Here is a 16378-nt window from a genome sequence, read left to right on the forward strand (position 1 = left end):
TTGTTGTGTTCGACGATAATTCGAAAATCGCGTCTATAAGAAACAGGCATCGAGTGCCGTCTGTTGCCTGGTTGCGAAGATTTCCGGGTTTTTGGGTTTTGCTCGACTTCCGCACTGGCTGATAGATTAGTGACGAACGCGCGCATGGCGGAATTGGTAGACGCGCAGGATTTAGGTTCCTGTGACTATGTCGTGAGGGTTCGAGTCCCTTTGCGCGCACCGTTGGGACAATCTGAGTACATGTTGCAACACAGTGGAGGCCGCTACTCCTGAATGCCTTCACACATAGTTGTAGGTTGTTTGGATTGTCATCGTCAATCATCGAGAATCATGCTGGATAATCAAGATCTGCGTTCAAACAGCGCTCGAAACAATAGTAGGATAAAACCATTCGAACATGTTCGAGGCAATGGGTCTGAACTTGCATGGAAGGGAGCCGCTTGACAGAATCGAACTGTCGACCTTCTCATTACGAGTGAGACGCTCTACCAACTGAGCTAAAGCGGCGTGGCCCGAGCAGCATACGCCACTCGCGCACAGGAGTCCAATTATACTAGTGGCCTATGATTTTTCCAAACTGACGTGTCATCGTCACCGATCATCGGCATATGCATACAGCGGTGCTTGAGTGTTTCGTAAGCCAACAGACGGCAGATTCCAAGACATTCTCACCTGTTTTGACAACGGTACGCGAGACAATATCACCATACACTAGGTAGCGGGTTGGCGCGTTGAAAGAAACGTTGAAGGCAGTGGAAGGTGCGTTCGGTATGACAGATAACGTTGAGGAAACCAAGGCCATGCAAGGTTTCGAGGATTTTTACGCCATCATTCCGGCAGGGGGCATCGGCACCAGGCTCTGGCCTCTGAGCCGGGAAGATAAGCCGAAGTTCCTGTATGATTTGCTGGGCAGCGGCCGCACGCTTCTTCAATCCACCTTTGACAGGCTTGAGGCGCTCACCGGCGTCTCTCACGTGGCTGTGAGTACCGGCTGGCGTCATGCCCAAGCCGTGCGTTCCCAGCTTCCAACGTTGAACGACAGTAATATGTTCGTGGAACCCGTTCCGAGGGATTCCACCGCGGCCATCGCACTGGCTACGGCGGTGCTGGCCCGGCGTCACGGCCGGAGCATCGTGGTCGGTTCGTTCGCCGCTGACCATGTGATTCGTGACGAGGACAGTTTCCGCGATTCCGTGCAGCAGGCCGTGGCTGCCGCTCGTGCCGGCTACGTCACCACCATCGGTATTGCCGCTTCGCGCCCCTCCACGGCGTTCGGCTATATTTGTCAGGGGCGTTCCCTGGCGGACCAGGTTCCTGGCGCCCCGCGTGCCCGTCTGGTTGAAAGTTTTGTGGAGAAGCCTGACTCGTCCACGGCTCAGGCATATCTTGCCACAGGTAAATACCGCTGGAATGCCGGCATGTTCGTCATGCGTGCCGATGTGTTGCTGGACTGCCTCAAAGAATACAAGCCTGCTATGTACAATGCCATCTCGCACATTGCCGATGCCTACGAGCAGGCAGATGCGCAGTCAGACGTGCAGGGTGGTCGCTCAGGCAACGGTGATGGTTCCGCTGTGGACGAGGCCATGGTCAAATACTGGCCGGGCTTGGAGAAGATAGCTGTTGATTATGCCATTGCCGAGCCGCTCAGCGCCGTGGGCGGCGTCGCTGTGGTTCCTGGGGATTTTGGGTGGGACGACATCGGCGATTTCAATTCCGTGGCTGCGTTGCTACCCAGCTCTGGCTCGGGCAACATGAAGATATTGGGCGATGGTGATTTGGTGGAAAGCCTTGACTGCGCCGGTGACGTGGTGGTGCCTGCGGCAGGGCGCACCGTCGCGTTGCTGGGCGTGAACGACATGGTTGTGGTCGACACTGATGATGCTTTGCTTATTGCTCCGCGAGCCCGGTCGCAGGAGGTTAAGAGCATGGTCTCGTATTTGCAGCAGGAAGATCGTTCCGACATCCTCTAGCGTGTTCGTTGCCTCACTTCTGTTTGCCAGCTCGCTGGATGTTTGGTGCGGATTGGTCTGTACTTGTTGTTCGTTTCGTCCGATGGATGTGCGTTATCGGATGTTTGGCGCGACTGGGTTGTGTCTTCGTGCGTTTCGTCCACTCGACGGACTGGTTGTGATGGTGCTGATGCTGGAGCGCGGCAGGCGGTGTGGTCATTGTGCGGTTGTGTCTACTTTTGTGAGTAAATTGTTAATTGTAATAGGCGCTGTCATGGATGGTGCAGGTTAATGCCGCTACTCCTCATTGCGCCGTGAAGAAAGGATTCCAAATGGCCATTAATCCGCCTATCGATGCAACGCAGACACCTGAGTGGGCTGCTCTGCAGAAGCATTACCTCGACATGCAAAACGAGGGTGTGAGCCTCAAAAAGTGGTTTAAAGAAGACCCCGATCGTGTCGGAAAACTGAGTTTTGACGCGGCGGATCTTCACTTTGATTTGTCCAAGGACCTCATCAAGCCCGAGACGTTGAAGCTTTTTGCGAACCTTGCCAAGGCGGTCAAACTGGACGAGCGTACCAAGCAGATGTACTCAGGCGAGCACATCAACGTCACCGAGGACCGTGCCGTGCTTCATACCGCACTCCGCCGCCCTGCAAGCGACGAGGGCAAGCTTATCGTCGACGGCCAGGATGTGGTCAAGGACGTTCGCGCCACGCTTGAAAAGATCTACAACTTCGCCCGCAAGGTGCGCAGCGGCGAATGGCGCGGTGTGACCGGCAAGAAGATCGAGACCGTGGTCAACATCGGCATCGGCGGCTCCGACCTGGGCCCGGTCATGGTCTATGAGGCCTTGAAGCCCTACGCGGATGCGGGAATTTCCGCACGCTACGTCTCCAACATTGATCCCAATGACATCTCCGAGAAGCTCAAGGGACTCGACCCCGAGACCACCATGTTCATCGTCGTCTCCAAGACCTTCACCACGTTGGAGACCCTGACCAACGCCCGCGAGGCCCGTACCTGGCTGCTGAACGGTCTCAAGGCCTCCGGTGCCATCGACGGCAGCGATGAAAAGCGTGCCGAGGCCATCCGCAAGCACTTCGTGGCAGTCTCCACGAACTTGAAAGGCGTGGAGGAGTTCGGCATCGACCCCGAGAACGCCTTCGGCTTCTGGAACTGGGTCGGCGGCCGCTATTCCGTCGATTCCGCCGTCGGCACTTCGCTGGCCGTCGTCTTCGGCCCCGAGCGCTTCGAGGAGTTCCTCGCCGGCTTCCACGCCATCGACGAGTACTTCGCCAACACTCCGTTCGAGGAGAATGTGGTTGAACTCATGGGCATGCTCAATGTGTGGTACCGCAACTTCTTCAAGGCCGCCTCGCACGCCGTGCTGCCATACAACCAGTATTTGCACCGTTTCCCGGCCTATCTGCAGCAGCTCACCATGGAGTCCAACGGCAAGTCCGTGCGCTGGGACGGCAGCCCCGTCACCACCGAAACCGGCGAGATCTTCTGGGGTGAGCCTGGAACCAACGGTCAGCACGCCTTCTACCAGCTGATCCACCAAGGCACGCAGATCATCCCCGCCGACTTCATCGCCTTCGTGAACACCCCGAACCCCGCAAAGGACGGCGACCAGGATGTGCACGAGCTCTTCCTGGGCAACTTCCTGGCGCAGACCAAGGCGCTCGCGTTCGGCAAGACCGCCGACGAGGTGCGTGCCGAGGGCACGCCTGAGGCCATCGTTCCCGCTCGCATCTTCACCGGCAACCGTCCGACCACCTCGATCTTCGGCGACGAGCTGAACCCGAAGACGCTGGGTGAACTCATTGCGCTCTACGAGCACATTGTCTTCACTGAGGGCACCGTCTGGGGCATCGACTCCTTCGATCAGTGGGGCGTTGAGCTCGGCAAGCAGCTGGCACGCCAGATCACCCCTGCCATCTCGCAGGATGACGAGGCACTGGCCAAGCAGGACGCATCCACCCAGTCGCTCATTCGCTACTACCGCGCTCATCGCAGGTAAATAGCAGGCAGGTAGCGTAGTAGCGAACGATAATCGAGAGATTCTGATCCGCTGAGGTTGGGATTTCGATATTTCAGGCTTGGATTCACTGTTTGACCAGTGAATCCAAGCCTGTTTTCGTTCCGTGAGCACTTTTCCAGAGCCTTCTATGAAGCCTGAATTTTAAAACTGCGGAATTCTGCCATTTATGATTTCTGCTCTACCTCAGATAAGTCGGAAAAGTGCTCACTGAACGAAAGCCGATGGTGAATGAGGGTGGATTCACCCACAATGTGCGGTTTAGGGCTCGCCATTTGGGCTTTTAATGCGAAATTATCTGGAATTGCCGGCTTGACATATGCACTGTGTGCGGTTATCTTTATTCACGTCGGTAGGTGAAGCTGCCGTCGGGATATGGATTGCTGCCGCAAAATGGTGGAGACACCGTGCGCAGGCCAACAGTCGTGGTCGTGAAGGCTGCGAATAGTGCAATAGCAACGCCCGGCGAGGCCGAAGCTCGTACGGCTGGATGGTGGTGCATCCATTGAAGACATTGAAGAAGCGCCTCTTTACGTCGTTACTGCATACCGATGATGGATGTTGTATATATATGCGCACTGCGCACTGACTGAAGGAGGTGGTGGTCATGGCAAGTGATCTTCCTAGTAGTCGCAGCGATGCCTGCTATTTGACCACGCATGCTCTCTTCGGTTGCAGTCGCTGAAGACGTGCTTTCAGGCTGCCTAAAGCGTATTGATTTTGGGCTTCCATAGTGGGCAATGGTAATGCAGTTTACGGCAACATGACAGTGCTGCGACGTAACGGCGCATATGTGCGTTGGCGAGGGCAGGCATCGCTACGACTTCCTCAAGTTCATTTCAATGCAATGTATTTGAACAGATGTTGTTTGAATGGTATAGGGAAGTACAATGGTTACATTTTTCACATCGATTATGCCGTCTCGCGGTTTTCTAGGCCGGTTCATGGTTCCGGATTCGCACGATGGCCACGATGAATCGAAGGCCAAGCCGGCGGTGCGGGTTCTTTCCGACTGCGTCGTCGTCGCCGTTCTGCTCGCCTTGTTCGGGGTCTTGGCCTATCTGCTGCCGGCAGTCAAGGCTCCTATTGGTCCGGGGGGCATCCCGTCCACGGTTTCCACGGATTTACGCAACCTGCCGTATTATACGCTGCGTTCCGTGCTGCGCATGGCCATCGCCCTGTTCTTTTCGTTGGTGTTCACGTTCGTCTATGGACTTGCCGCGGCTCGGAGTCGCCGGCTGGGCAAGGTGCTCATTCCACTGCTCGACATCCTGCAGTCGGTGCCGATCCTAGGATTCCTCTCGGCCACAGTCACCATTTGGCTGGCACTGTTTCCAGGTTCCATGCTCGGCGTGGAGGCTGCTTCCATCTTTGCCATCTTCACCTCGCAGGCCTGGAACATGACGTTTTCCTTTTATCGTTCGCTCACCAGCGAGCCAAAGGAACTTGTTGAAGCTGCAGAGAATCTGCGTCTGAGTGCCTGGCAACGCTTCTGGAAGCTCGATGTGCCGGGTGCCATGATTCCGCTGCTGTGGAATTGCATGATGAGTGTAGGCGGCGGCTGGTTCTTCCTGACTGCCTCTGAGATGATTTCGGTGGGTAATCGCACCTATGCCTTGCCGGGCATCGGCAGCTTCGTAGAGCAGGCGGGTGCCGATGGCGATGCCGGCAAGATCGGCTGGGCAATCGTCGTCATGGTGGCTGTGGTGCTCCTCATCGATTTCCTCGTGTGGAAGCCGCTGACTGCATGGGCTGAAAAGTTCCGCATGACGCAGAGCGAGTCCACCGTGCCGAAGAAAAGCGCCGTGCTGACCCTCATTCGTCAATCGCATCTTGACGATGTGCTGGCTGCAGTGTTTCGTCCGATCGGCGATGTGTTGGGCATGCTCATGCATTTCCTTGGCCGGGGGATTGCGGCTGCTGCACACTCCGCAGCAAGCATGTTCGAGTCCCGAGACAATCGCGCCGACGAGGCCGATGACGCTCAAGAGAACGGTTACGCGGAGCAAGACGGTGAAACCGACGTGGCTGATGGCCGGCGTGGCAGAGCCTCTAAGTTGACACGACGCACTGTCGGCGATTTCGTGTTCTTCGGTATCATCGCCATAGCCGTGCTCGGTGGCGCTGTATACCTTCTGATTTCCATCGGCACCACAACCGGTTTCGGCGAGCTCTGGCATGCGTTTGGTTTGGGTGTTCTGACGTTCCTAAGGGTGGCTGTGCTGACGGCGGTCTGCTCTCTTATCTGGGTGCCGTTGGGCTCCATCATTGGCATGAACCCAAAGATTTCGGCGATTGTGCAGCCGCTGGTTCAGGTTCTGGCGAGCTTCCCTGCCAACTTCATCTTCCCGTTTGTGCTCATGCTGTTTTCGGCTTTGCACATTGGGTTGAACTTCGGTTCCATGCTGCTGATGGCCTTGGGCACCCAGTGGTACATCCTGTTCAATGTCATCGCTGGAGCCAGCTCGATTCCCGATGATCTGAAGGAAATGTCGAAGAGCATCGGGCTCAGCCGTTGGATGCGCTGGAAGACCTTGATTCTGCCAGCTGTATTTGGTTCGTGGGTCACGGGTGGAATCACGGCGGCCGGCGGTGCCTGGAACGCATCAATCGTTTCGGAGATCGTAAGGTACAACGGCCAGACGCTTGAGGCCAAGGGTTTGGGCGCCTACATCGCACAGGCGACCTCAAGGGGCGAAGGCATGAAAGTGCTGATCGGCGTGGTGGTGATGTCCATTTTCGTTGTGGCCTTCAACAGGCTGTTCTGGCATCCCATGGAGCGCTTGGCTAGCCGTCGCTTCGTGGTGGCATAGAGGTTCCCATGGGCTTTCGTCAATTTGGTTTACCGTAATTTTGCTTACCGCGGCGGTGTTTCGTTCGGCTGGCTTATTCAAGGCGTTCGTTGCTTTTCAATCTTCATCAACATCAATACATATTACGTATTTAACATTCAAGTCATAAGGAGCCAAGCATCATGGCTTTCACTCTCACCAAAGATTTGCATGACATTCGTTCAAAAGCCTCCACCAAGGCAACGGATCGTCCCATCATCGAAGCCCGCCATGTCTCGCGTAGCTTCGTTTCAGACAATGGCAGTCATTTGACCGTGTTAGATGATATTTCATTGGATTTGCACGAAGGAGAGGTTGTGGCGATTCTTGGCCGCTCCGGAGCCGGTAAGTCCACATTGCTCCGCGTTCTGGCAGGTCTGGTTGCGCCAACGAGCGGGACGGTTTCATACCGCGGTGTGCCGCTGAAAGGTGCGAACTCTGGGGTGGCGTTGGTATTCCAGACGTTCGCGCTTATGCCTTGGCTCGACGTGGAGGCCAACGTAGAGTTAGGCCTTCAGGCTCGGGGCGTGCCTCGTGAAGAGCGTCGACGCAAGGCCCTTAAGGCCATTGATTCCATTGGTCTCGACGGTTTTGAGTCGGCGTATCCCAAGGAGCTTTCAGGCGGTATGAAGCAACGCGTGGGCATCGCCCGCGCCTTGGTGCTGGAGCCGGATGCGTTGTTCATGGACGAGCCATTCAGCGCTCTTGACGTGCTTACCGCCGAGAACCTGCGCCAAGAGGTGCTCGGCCTCTGGAACGGCGGCAAAAGCGGCATCAAGTCGATTCTCATCGTCACCCATAATATCGAAGAGGCGGTGCAGATGGCTGACCGCGTGGTGGTGCTCGGCTCTCACCCCGGCCACATCATCGCCCAGGAACAAATTGATTTGCCGCGTCCAAGGGACAAACACAGTAAGGCCTTTGAAGCCGAAGTCGATAGATTGTATGTCATTCTCACTCGTCAGGGCTCCAGTGGCGAGGACGGTTCGGCACAGGGGGCTTCGGGTGGGGAAGTCGGTGCCGCTGAGCAGCAGGTTCCTACGGTTAACTCCGGCGCTGAGAGTGGCACTGATAGCGTCGATCGTGGTTCGGAACATTCGAATGGCCGCAGTCTCAAGGATGTTGATGGGCAGACGAATGATGGCAAAGGAAACGGCTCCGCTGCAAATGCTGCTCAAGCTGCAGACGGCAACAGCCCCTCCATTGGCGAAGAAGAGCCGGTCGGAAGCAATGATTCCGATTCCGCGCCGATGAATTCCGAGGATGATTTGGGGCCTGGTTCTGCCACGCAGGTGCGTGAGGATCAGACCCAACTGCCCGACGTTTCGCCAGGTGGGTTGAGAGGTCTCATTGATGTGATCTGCGAGTATCCGGATGGTGTGGACTTGGCGGATCTGGCCTCTGACTTGTCATTTGAAGTGGATGATTTGCTACCGCTCATCGATGCCGGTTCCTTGCTCGGTGTACTTCAAGTGCATGACGGTCATGCCACGGCCACCAAACAGGGTATGGATTGGCACGATGCCGGCATTTTGGAATCCAAGCCGTTGTTTGCTGACCTCGTCATGGCTCATGCCTCCCTCGTTCGTGCCATTGAACAGGCGCTGCGTCGTGCACCAGATGGTTCGCTGCATGGCGAGCTTTTTGTTGACCTGCTAAGAGCCAGGCTCACCGATGAAGAGGCGCGTCGTCAGTTTGATATAGCTGTGAACTGGGGTCGTTATGGTGAGCTCTTTGACTATGATGCCGATGACGATATGCTCACGCTCGACACCGGTGACGATGAGGGCTCAGACTGACCCAGAACGATTCAGACCGTTCCAGACTGACGCGGACCGGCCCAGGCTGATTCAGATTGACTCGGGCTGGGCCGAATCCTCACCAAAAACTCCCCCAGCCTCTGCCATCCAATGTGATTTCGTTCAGAGGGGATTTTTTTGCTTGCATTGAGAAGACTGAGATCAAAAATGGCGGAATCTCAACGCTTTGATTTTCGGTCTTCGAGAATTCTGCAGAAAAAGTCCCCTCTGAATAGAATATTTCTTCAAATTCCGCCGAATTCTTGCATAATTCTTCGAGTGTCGCAATCATCCATTAAAATGACGAATGGTTTATGCCGGAAACTGAGCCGCCGCATGGGTTCAGTTCCTGATGTTCAGCCATTCAGATGACTTATGCGTCTCTGTAATGGCGAATCGGCAGACTTCCGGGCAGGTTCTGGTCGGAATGGTTTGGGCGGATTGTTGTTGTCGTTGTTGGATGGCAACTGCGTCTGCCACGGATTTGTACGTCGTCATGCGGCGGCGACAGGTGAAACAATGGTTAACGCTATTGAGGCATTTGATGCCAAGCATATGAAGTCGAGCGAGAATATTCCGGACTTCCGTCCGGGAGACACCGTCGAGGTCAACGTCAAGATTCAGGAAGGCAACAATTCCCGTCTTCAGGCGTTCACCGGCGTGGTGATCGCCCGTCAGGGCGCTGGTGTCCGCGAGACGTTCGTGGTCCGCAAGGTCAGCTTCGGCTGCGGCGTGGAGCGTCGCTTCCCGCTGCATTCCCCGGTGATTGACTCCATCAAGGTGACTCGTCGCGGCCGCGTCCGCCGTGCGAAGCTTTACTATCTTCGCAAGCTGCGCGGTAAGGCAGCTCGTATCGTCGAGCGTCAGGATCACACTGCGGAGTGATGGCTCCTGCAACGTTATTTGCGAGGGGGGTTCGAACTGTCAAAGGTTCGAATCCCTTTTCCATGCTCTCAGCTTATTTCGTGTAATTGAGCATGGTTTCGGCATCTCTCTGCGCTGTGGTGAGATACCATGAACTCATGAGCAGCATGCAGCATATGAGCCGTGTCCATCCGGGTGCTCCGGTCAATCCAAAGCATGTGAAGAGCCTGGTCCAATTCTTCGAAAGCGGAGCGAAGGAACCTCGGCGTTGCAACGGTTACGGTGTGGAGATTGAACATCTGCCTGTTCGCAATGGCACGGACAGGGCAGTGACGTATGCCGAGACCCAGGGTGTGGAGAATTTGCTGGAAGGATTGCGCCCGTATTTCGATGAAGACAAGGAGTTCATCGAAGATGGACATTTGCTCGGCTTAGGGCGCGAGGGCATTGCAATTTCGCTTGAGCCGGGAGGCCAGGTCGAGACATCGATCGGTGTCCTTCACAATCCGCGCGAACTGCGTGGCATCTATGCTCAGTTTCGTACCCAGGTGGACCCGTTGCTCGACCGTCTGGGGTTTCGTCTTGTCAATTATGGGTATCAGCCTGTGAGCGGCTACGCAGGTATCGCCATCCATCCTAAGCGTCGGTATGCGGCCATGAACGAATACTTTGGCCGGGTCGGCCAGTATGGATGCAACATGATGCGCTGCTCGGCCTCCACCCAGGTGAGCATCGACTACACTGACGAGGCGGATGCCATCGCCAAGATGCGGGTCGGTACGGCGATTGGGCCGGTTCTGGCCTATCTGTTCCGAAATACCCCCTATTTTGAAGGCAAGCCAAGCCCGTACCCGCTGATGCGTCAGCGCATTTGGGACAACGTCGACCCCGAGCGCACCGGCATCACGCCCGGGCTCTATAACCCTGATTTTGGTTGGGAGGATTATGCTGCGGATGTGCTTGCCACCCCGCTGATGTTCGTCGATCTGACGCATACTCCCGAGGCTGCTGGGCTGAGCGAAGACGAGCAGGAGCGCGTCGCCTTCCGCGAGAACTCCGCGGAGGTCTACCCTGATCGTGAACTCAACGCCTATGAGGTCGGTCACATCCTTTCCACGCATTTCAATGATGCACGTCTGAAGAACTTCGTCGAGCTGCGCCCTTGGGATTCATTGCCGATTGAGCGGGCCGAGTGTCTGACTTCGGCGGTGGGCAAGTTGTTCTACAACGCCGCCAATTTCTCCAATTTGTGTGATTACTTCGACGGCATCACTGAAGACGACGTGCTGCAAGCCAAGGCCGCCCTTCAAACTCAAGGTGCCAGCGCCCATCCATATGGACATACCGTGGATTGGTGGCAGTCGAAACTGGGCATTGAAAGCACCATGTCGAACATCCCTGGAGACCCGGCTCACCCCGATGTGTTTCAGCTGTAGTTGTATCCGGCAGGTAATAGCATGATGCAAGTGCATCGGCTATGATGCTTTTCGTTGCTAGGCCTCGGGTTTGAGGCAGTGGAGCCCTGGAAATCGGCGTTGAATACGTCGTGGCAAGTAGTGCTGAGCGGATGCAAAATGAATTGTATGTCGGTATGTGAGGGATATGAAACAACATAACAGATATGAGGATGCTGCTGAAGGCCTTGAAGTGGGGGTCTCTCCAGAGCAGCGTCAGGTTGAGGACAGGATGCTTGACACCATCCTCGGTTCGCAGGACGACCGTGGCAGGCTGGCCAAGGAAGATCGCCCCAAGCACAAAATCCGTACCATGATGCACAGTCTGCGTGAGTACAGGAAGTCCACCATCGCCACGCCCTTGTTCGTGGTGGTTGAGGCCATTCTGGAGATTCTGATTCCCACGATTATGGCCTCTCTCATCGATCAGGGGGTCTCGGGCGGCTCCATGCCCGCCATTTGGAAGTTTGGGATTATCCTCGTGCTCTGTGCGTTGGTTTCGCTCGGTGCCGGCTACATGTCGGGCAGGGAGGGCGCGGTCGCATCCTCCGGTTTCGCCAAGAACCTGCGTCATGACCTTTTCGAGAAGGTGCAGTCTTTCAGCTTCACCAACATCGACAAGTTCTCCACGGGTTCCATCATCACACGTCTCACCACGGATGTTACGAACCTGCAGAACGCCTTCCAGATGATCATTCGCGTCGGCGTGCGTGCCCCGCTCATGGTCATTGTGGCCTGGGTGTTCGCCTTCCGCATCAGCCATTCCATTTCCATGGTCTTCTTGGTCATCGTGCCGATTTTGGGCGTTACATTGACCGCACTTGCGTTGTCCGTCAATCCCGTCTTCGAGCGTGTGTTCCATACATATGACCGTCTCAACAACGTGGTGGACGAGAACCTGCAGGGCATGCGCGTGGTCAAGTCCTACAACCGCGAGGGCTTCGAGACCCGCAAGTTCAGTCGCATCTCCCAGCGCATCTACGAGTACTTCTGCAAGGCCGAGCACGTCATGGCCTTCAACTGGCCGATTCTCAACACCTGCATCTACGGTGCCATGCTCATCATCTCCTGGATGGGAGCCAAGCAGATCGTGGCCTCCGGCAACAACGCCGCGTTCGGCCTGACCACCGGAGACCTGACGGCGTTGGTCACATACGCCATGCAGATTCTCATGGCCCTGAATATGGTCTCCATGATCATCGTCATGGTCGTCATCTCGCAGGCCTCAGCCGAACGTGTCTGCCAGATTCTCGACGAGGTGAGCGATGTGCAGGATCCGGACAATCCGGTGATGAAGGTCGCCGATGGTTCCATCGAGTTCAAGGACGTCACCTTCCGTTACTCGGCCGGTTCGCCCAAGCCTGTGCTTGACGGCATCAACCTGAAGATTGACGCGGGCAAGACCATTGGTGTGGTCGGTGGTACCGGCTCGGCCAAGTCCAGCCTGGTCCAGCTCATTCCGCGCCTCTACGATGTGAGTTCGGGCTCGCTGAAGGTCGGGGGGCGTGACGTGCGCGAGTACGACCTTGCCACCTTGCGCGACGCTGTGGCCATGGTGCTGCAGAAGAACGTGCTCTTTACCGGCACCATTGCCGAGAACATCCGCTGGGGCAATCCGGATGCCAGCGATGAGGACGTTCGCCGTGTCTGCCGGCTCGCCCAGGCCGACGAGTTCATCCAGGAGATGCCCGATAAGTACGACACCTACATCGAGGAGGGCGGCTCCAATGTCTCCGGTGGTCAGAGGCAGCGCCTGTGCATTGCGCGTGCGTTGCTCAAGAAGCCGAAGATATTGATCCTCGACGATTCCACCAGTGCGGTGGACACCAAAACGGATCAGCTTATCCGTCACGCCTTCAATACCGAGATTCCCGACACCACAAAGATCATCATCGCCCAGCGAGTGGCCTCAGTTGAGGAGTCGGACGAGATTATCGTCATGGACGGTGGCCGTATCCTTGATCGTGGCACACATGAGGAGCTGCTCAAGACGTGTGAGGCATACCGTTCGATCTATGAATCCCAGACCAAGAACAAGGCCGAAGGGGGTGCAGACGATGAGTGAAGCGCGTCGGGCATCCAAAACGCAGCAAACGCAACAATCGCAAGCGGTGCAGGCAAAGAAGAGTATGCAAGGTAAACAAATGAAATCACAGGCGGCGGGCAAGGCGGCTGTAAAGGGTGGCAGGGCTCCGGGCGCGAAGTCCGACCTGCCACAGGTCGAGCGTGCCCCCAAAGGCACTATGAAGCGGCTCATCGGCTACATCATGAAATACAAAGGCCGAGTCACGGTCATCATCATCGGTATTCTGGTGTGCGCGGTCACGCAGTCCCTACCCTCATTCGTACTGCAGCCTCTTATCGACAACTGCATCATCCCCAATGTCGGCGCCGCCCATCCCAACTGGCGGCCGCTCATCGACATGACACTCACCGTGGGTGCCATCTACTTCGTGGGCATGTGCTGCTCGTTCATGTGGAACTACATGGTGGTCGGCGTGGAGCAGGGTGTTCTGAAAACCATCCGCGACCAGATGTTCGCCCACCAGCAGCTTCTGCCGATCCGTTACTTCGACACCCACGAACACGGCGACATGATGAGCCGCTACACCAACGATACGGATACATTGCGCCAGGCCATCTCCCAGTCGCTCCCGCAGATTCTCATCAGCGGTGCATCCGTGGTTGCGGCTTTGGTGGCCATGCTCTGGATCTCCGTGCCGCTGACCATCTTCACCGTGGTGTTCGTGGTCGTCATGATGCTGGTGGTGCGCATCATCATCCAGCGCTCCGGCCTCTACTTCGTCAAGCAGCAGGAGACCATCGGCGACGTGAACGCCTTCGTGGAGGAGAGCGTCAACGGTCAGAAGGTCATCAAGGTCTTCAACCACGAGGGCGCCACCGAGGCCAGGTTTGACCAGAAGAACCAGGAGCTCTTCCATGCCTCCGCAGAGGCGAACACCTATGCCAACGTCACCATGCCCGTCATCGGCAACATGGGCAATCTGCTCTACGTGCTGCTCGCCATCATCGGCGGCGTCGCAGGGCTTGCTGGCTGGTATAATTTCGGCATCTCGGGTGCTGGCAAGATCACGCTTGGCGCCATCGTCTCGTTCCTCACACTCTCCAAAGCGCTGATTAACCCGGTCAGCCAGATCTCCTCGCAGTTCAACATGATCATGATGGCGCTCGCCGGTGCCTCCCGCATCTTCAAGCTTATCGATGAACCGGTGGAGAGCGACAACGGATCGGTCAGACTCGTCAATGTCGAGCTAGGCAAGGACGGTCGCACCATGCGCGAGGTGAGCGCAGGTGAGATGGAGTCCACAAAGCGGGGTGGCTCCAGCGCTGACGATGGCACTGATGCACCTACAGATGTCACCTATCGCTGGGCGTGGAAGCGTGCCGCGGACGATGACGGCAGCCGGTCCCTCAAGGCCGCAGAGAAGCTCAAAGGATCAGCCCGTGAGGTGGCTATGAAGGCTCATGAGAGGGCCGTCACTTCACCCGATGGTCGTTATACGCTGTTGCGTGGTGACGTACGGTTCACCAATGTCACTTTCGGCTACAATCCGAACAAGACCGTGCTGCACGACATCACATGGTTCGCCAAGCCGGGTCAGAAAATGGCGCTCGTTGGTGCCACCGGTGCCGGCAAGACCACCATCACCAACCTCATCAACCGTTTCTACGACATTCAGGAGGGTCAGATTCTCTACGATGGCATTGATGTGAAGAACATCAGGAAGGCCGATCTGCGCCGTTCGCTGGGCATCGTGCTCCAGGATGTGAACCTCTTCACCGGCACGGTGCTCGACAACATTCGCTACGGTCGCCTCGACGCCACCGACGAGGAATGCATCGCCGCCGCCAAACTCACCAATGCCGACGGCTTCATCCGGATGCTTCCCGAAGGCTACAACACCGTGCTCCAGGGGGATGGTAGCGGGCTTTCGCAAGGTCAGCGCCAGTTGATTTCCATCGCTCGTGCCGCCGTGGCCGATCCGCCTGCCATGATTCTAGACGAGGCCACCAGCTCCATCGACACCCGTACCGAGGAAGTGGTGCAGGAAGGCATGGACGCATTGATGAAGGGTCGTACGGTCTTCGTCATCGCTCACCGCCTCTCCACGGTTCGCAACTCGGATGTCATCATGGTGCTTGACCACGGCCACATCATCGAGCGTGGCACCCACGACGAACTCATTGCGCAAAAAGGTGAGTACTACCAGCTCTACACTGGCAAGCTGGAGTTGGAGTAGGCTCAGCTGAGAGTAACCATTTATCCCATTTTTACATGAGCCTAGCAACCATTTATCCTTTTTCCTCAGATTTTCGGGGATAAATGGTTGCTAGGCTACACAAAAATGGGATTCATGGTTACTAGGCGAGTGGTCCGGTTTGGGGGGGATTCCCGCGGTCAGCAGTGCATTGATGACTGGTTGCCGGTGCATCACGTCGACGTAATCAAATCGAATAATCTGATCGATGCCGTCTTCGTATAGCGCCCGTTCGCGCATAATGTCGCGGTGCACGGACTGCTTGATGGTTCTGTTGTGCGTCATTTTCGGATCCACGTATTTTTGCATGCCGTCGTATTCAACTACAACGGTCTTGCCGTTGGATGTGGTGAACTCGAAATCGGTTCTGAACGTATGGCCGGGAGTGTATGGGTTCGGATGTTCGACCTGTAGCTGCGGTACAGGGAACCCGGACTCCAGCATGACCGCTCTGCATGTCGATTCGCCCCTGATTCACTTGCTGGGTCGCAGAATCTGAGGAGTCTGAGTATGGTGGTTCGCCTGTCTGCGGGGATGAATGGTGGAGTCGATTTCCGGATTTCCTGCTTGGTTGTTGCCCCTGTTCTCAAAGCGGAGTCGAACATGGGGAGCACGTCGCGGAACTCATATCGTATTGCGCAGTCGATGAGGGTTCTCGCCGCCGAGGTGACGTTGATGCCCCGGTATGTGGTTGTGGGTATGGATTGCATCTGAATGTACCGAAGTCGCCTATGTCGATGTAGGTTTCGGCCGTATGTCGTTGCGATGTAGATCTGACCGTTGTGATGGAGTGTATGTCGGTATGAAAAGCCGTATATCGCTGCTGCACTTAGGGCTGCGAAAGTCCAGTAGGGGTAGGTGATTGCCAGGGCTGCACAGACGCGGTTTGAACGTTGCGAAGCGTTGAGATCATTCCAGATTTGAGGTTCCTCGTAGACGCCGCAGTAAGGCTCGATGAGTTTGCCGCTGTTGTAGCGACGCCGTAGCAGTTTGGTCTCTGCGCTTGATGAGGCGATGATGCAGCGATGTTCGGCGTGGGCTTGGCGGAAGCAAGGCGGAGGCTGTCGTGGGTGCATGTGATTGGCTGTCATAAGATTGATGGTAGCTAGCGAAATCTGAAAAGAACGAACTGGCTGGCAAATGTGGAAAACAG

10 protein-coding genes, 2 tRNA genes and 1 riboswitch are annotated in these 16378 nt (G+C 56.2%); of the genes, 10 read left to right on the top strand and 2 right to left on the bottom strand.

Features of this window, described 5'->3' with window-relative positions; all coding sequences use genetic code 11:
- The first annotated feature begins 138 nt into the window (after positions 1 to 138).
- Positions 139 to 219: transfer RNA gene (locus ACSYSS_RS01710), tRNA-Leu, on the top strand.
- Positions 220 to 434: 215 nt separating this feature from the next.
- Here the strand turns inward: ACSYSS_RS01710 and ACSYSS_RS01715 are convergent.
- Positions 435 to 507 (bottom strand) — tRNA-Thr (locus ACSYSS_RS01715).
- A 263-nt stretch (positions 508 to 770) separates the two neighbouring features.
- On the opposite strand from ACSYSS_RS01715, the gene ACSYSS_RS01720 reads away from it, so the two are divergent.
- The 8 genes from ACSYSS_RS01720 (at position 771) to ACSYSS_RS01755 (ending at position 15207) form a co-directional block, all read left to right on the top strand.
- Positions 771 to 1973 carry a mannose-1-phosphate guanylyltransferase gene (locus tag ACSYSS_RS01720; RefSeq protein ID WP_491703793.1) on the top strand — a complete coding sequence of 401 codons (1203 nt, stop codon included), beginning with the start codon at positions 771 to 773 and terminating at the stop codon, positions 1971 to 1973.
- A gap of 311 nt (positions 1974 to 2284) precedes the next feature.
- Positions 2285 to 3979 (top strand): glucose-6-phosphate isomerase, encoded by a 1695-nt coding sequence (gene pgi, locus ACSYSS_RS01725; protein WP_491703794.1) that lies wholly within the window; start codon positions 2285 to 2287, stop codon positions 3977 to 3979.
- Positions 3980 to 4338: 359 nt separating this feature from the next.
- Positions 4339 to 4495: riboswitch (M-box (ykoK) riboswitch) on the top strand.
- 446 nt (positions 4496 to 4941) lie between these two features.
- Positions 4942 to 6810 (top strand): ABC transporter permease, encoded by a 1869-nt coding sequence (locus ACSYSS_RS01730; protein WP_491704167.1) that lies wholly within the window; start codon positions 4942 to 4944, stop codon positions 6808 to 6810.
- Positions 6811 to 6971: 161 nt separating this feature from the next.
- A complete protein-coding gene (locus tag ACSYSS_RS01735; RefSeq protein ID WP_491703795.1) occupies positions 6972 to 8627 on the top strand; it encodes an ABC transporter ATP-binding protein in 1656 nt (551 codons plus the stop codon).
- A 519-nt stretch (positions 8628 to 9146) separates the two neighbouring features.
- On the top strand, positions 9147 to 9512 hold the full coding sequence (gene rplS / locus ACSYSS_RS01740; protein WP_491703796.1) for a 50S ribosomal protein L19: 366 nt from the start codon (positions 9147 to 9149) through the stop codon (positions 9510 to 9512).
- Between the two features lie 146 nt (positions 9513 to 9658).
- Positions 9659 to 10927 carry a glutamate-cysteine ligase family protein gene (locus ACSYSS_RS01745; protein ID WP_491704168.1) on the top strand — a complete coding sequence of 423 codons (1269 nt, stop codon included), beginning with the start codon at positions 9659 to 9661 and terminating at the stop codon, positions 10925 to 10927.
- 250 nt (positions 10928 to 11177) lie between these two features.
- Entirely contained in the window at positions 11178 to 13010 is a 1833-nt protein-coding gene (locus ACSYSS_RS01750) for an ABC transporter ATP-binding protein (RefSeq protein ID WP_491704169.1), read from the top strand.
- A gap of 79 nt (positions 13011 to 13089) precedes the next feature.
- Positions 13090 to 15207 (top strand): ABC transporter ATP-binding protein, encoded by a 2118-nt coding sequence (locus ACSYSS_RS01755; RefSeq protein WP_491703797.1) that lies wholly within the window; start codon positions 13090 to 13092, stop codon positions 15205 to 15207.
- Between the two features lie 90 nt (positions 15208 to 15297).
- On the opposite strand, the gene ACSYSS_RS01760 is transcribed toward ACSYSS_RS01755, so the two are convergent.
- Entirely contained in the window at positions 15298 to 15669 is a 372-nt protein-coding gene (locus ACSYSS_RS01760) for a hypothetical protein (RefSeq protein ID WP_491703798.1), read from the bottom strand.
- A 66-nt stretch (positions 15670 to 15735) separates the two neighbouring features.
- On the opposite strand from ACSYSS_RS01760, the gene ACSYSS_RS01765 reads away from it, so the two are divergent.
- Complete coding sequence (locus ACSYSS_RS01765) at positions 15736 to 15939, top strand: hypothetical protein (RefSeq protein WP_491703799.1); 204 nt, start codon at positions 15736 to 15738, stop codon at positions 15937 to 15939.
- The last annotated feature ends 439 nt before the right edge of the window (positions 15940 to 16378 follow it).

This window comes from Bifidobacterium sp. ESL1118, from assembly GCF_058505595.1.

Excerpts from the sequence above, each read along its gene's own strand:
- ACSYSS_RS01720 (WP_491703793.1), top strand. The coding sequence starts at position 771 with ATGACAGATAACGTTGAGGAAACCAAGGCCATGCAAGGTTTCGAGGAT.
- pgi (WP_491703794.1), top strand. The coding sequence starts at position 2,285 with ATGGCCATTAATCCGCCTATCGATGCAACGCAGACACCTGAGTGGGCT.
- ACSYSS_RS01730 (WP_491704167.1), top strand. The coding sequence starts at position 4,942 with ATGGTTCCGGATTCGCACGATGGCCACGATGAATCGAAGGCCAAGCCG.
- ACSYSS_RS01735 (WP_491703795.1), top strand. The coding sequence starts at position 6,972 with ATGGCTTTCACTCTCACCAAAGATTTGCATGACATTCGTTCAAAAGCC.
- rplS (WP_491703796.1), top strand. The coding sequence starts at position 9,147 with ATGGTTAACGCTATTGAGGCATTTGATGCCAAGCATATGAAGTCGAGC.
- ACSYSS_RS01745 (WP_491704168.1), top strand. The coding sequence starts at position 9,659 with ATGCAGCATATGAGCCGTGTCCATCCGGGTGCTCCGGTCAATCCAAAG.
- ACSYSS_RS01750 (WP_491704169.1), top strand. The coding sequence starts at position 11,178 with ATGCTTGACACCATCCTCGGTTCGCAGGACGACCGTGGCAGGCTGGCC.
- ACSYSS_RS01755 (WP_491703797.1), top strand. The coding sequence starts at position 13,090 with ATGAAATCACAGGCGGCGGGCAAGGCGGCTGTAAAGGGTGGCAGGGCT.
- ACSYSS_RS01760 (WP_491703798.1), bottom strand. The coding sequence starts at position 15,669 with ATGCTGGAGTCCGGGTTCCCTGTACCGCAGCTACAGGTCGAACATCCG.
- ACSYSS_RS01765 (WP_491703799.1), top strand. The coding sequence starts at position 15,736 with ATGGTGGTTCGCCTGTCTGCGGGGATGAATGGTGGAGTCGATTTCCGG.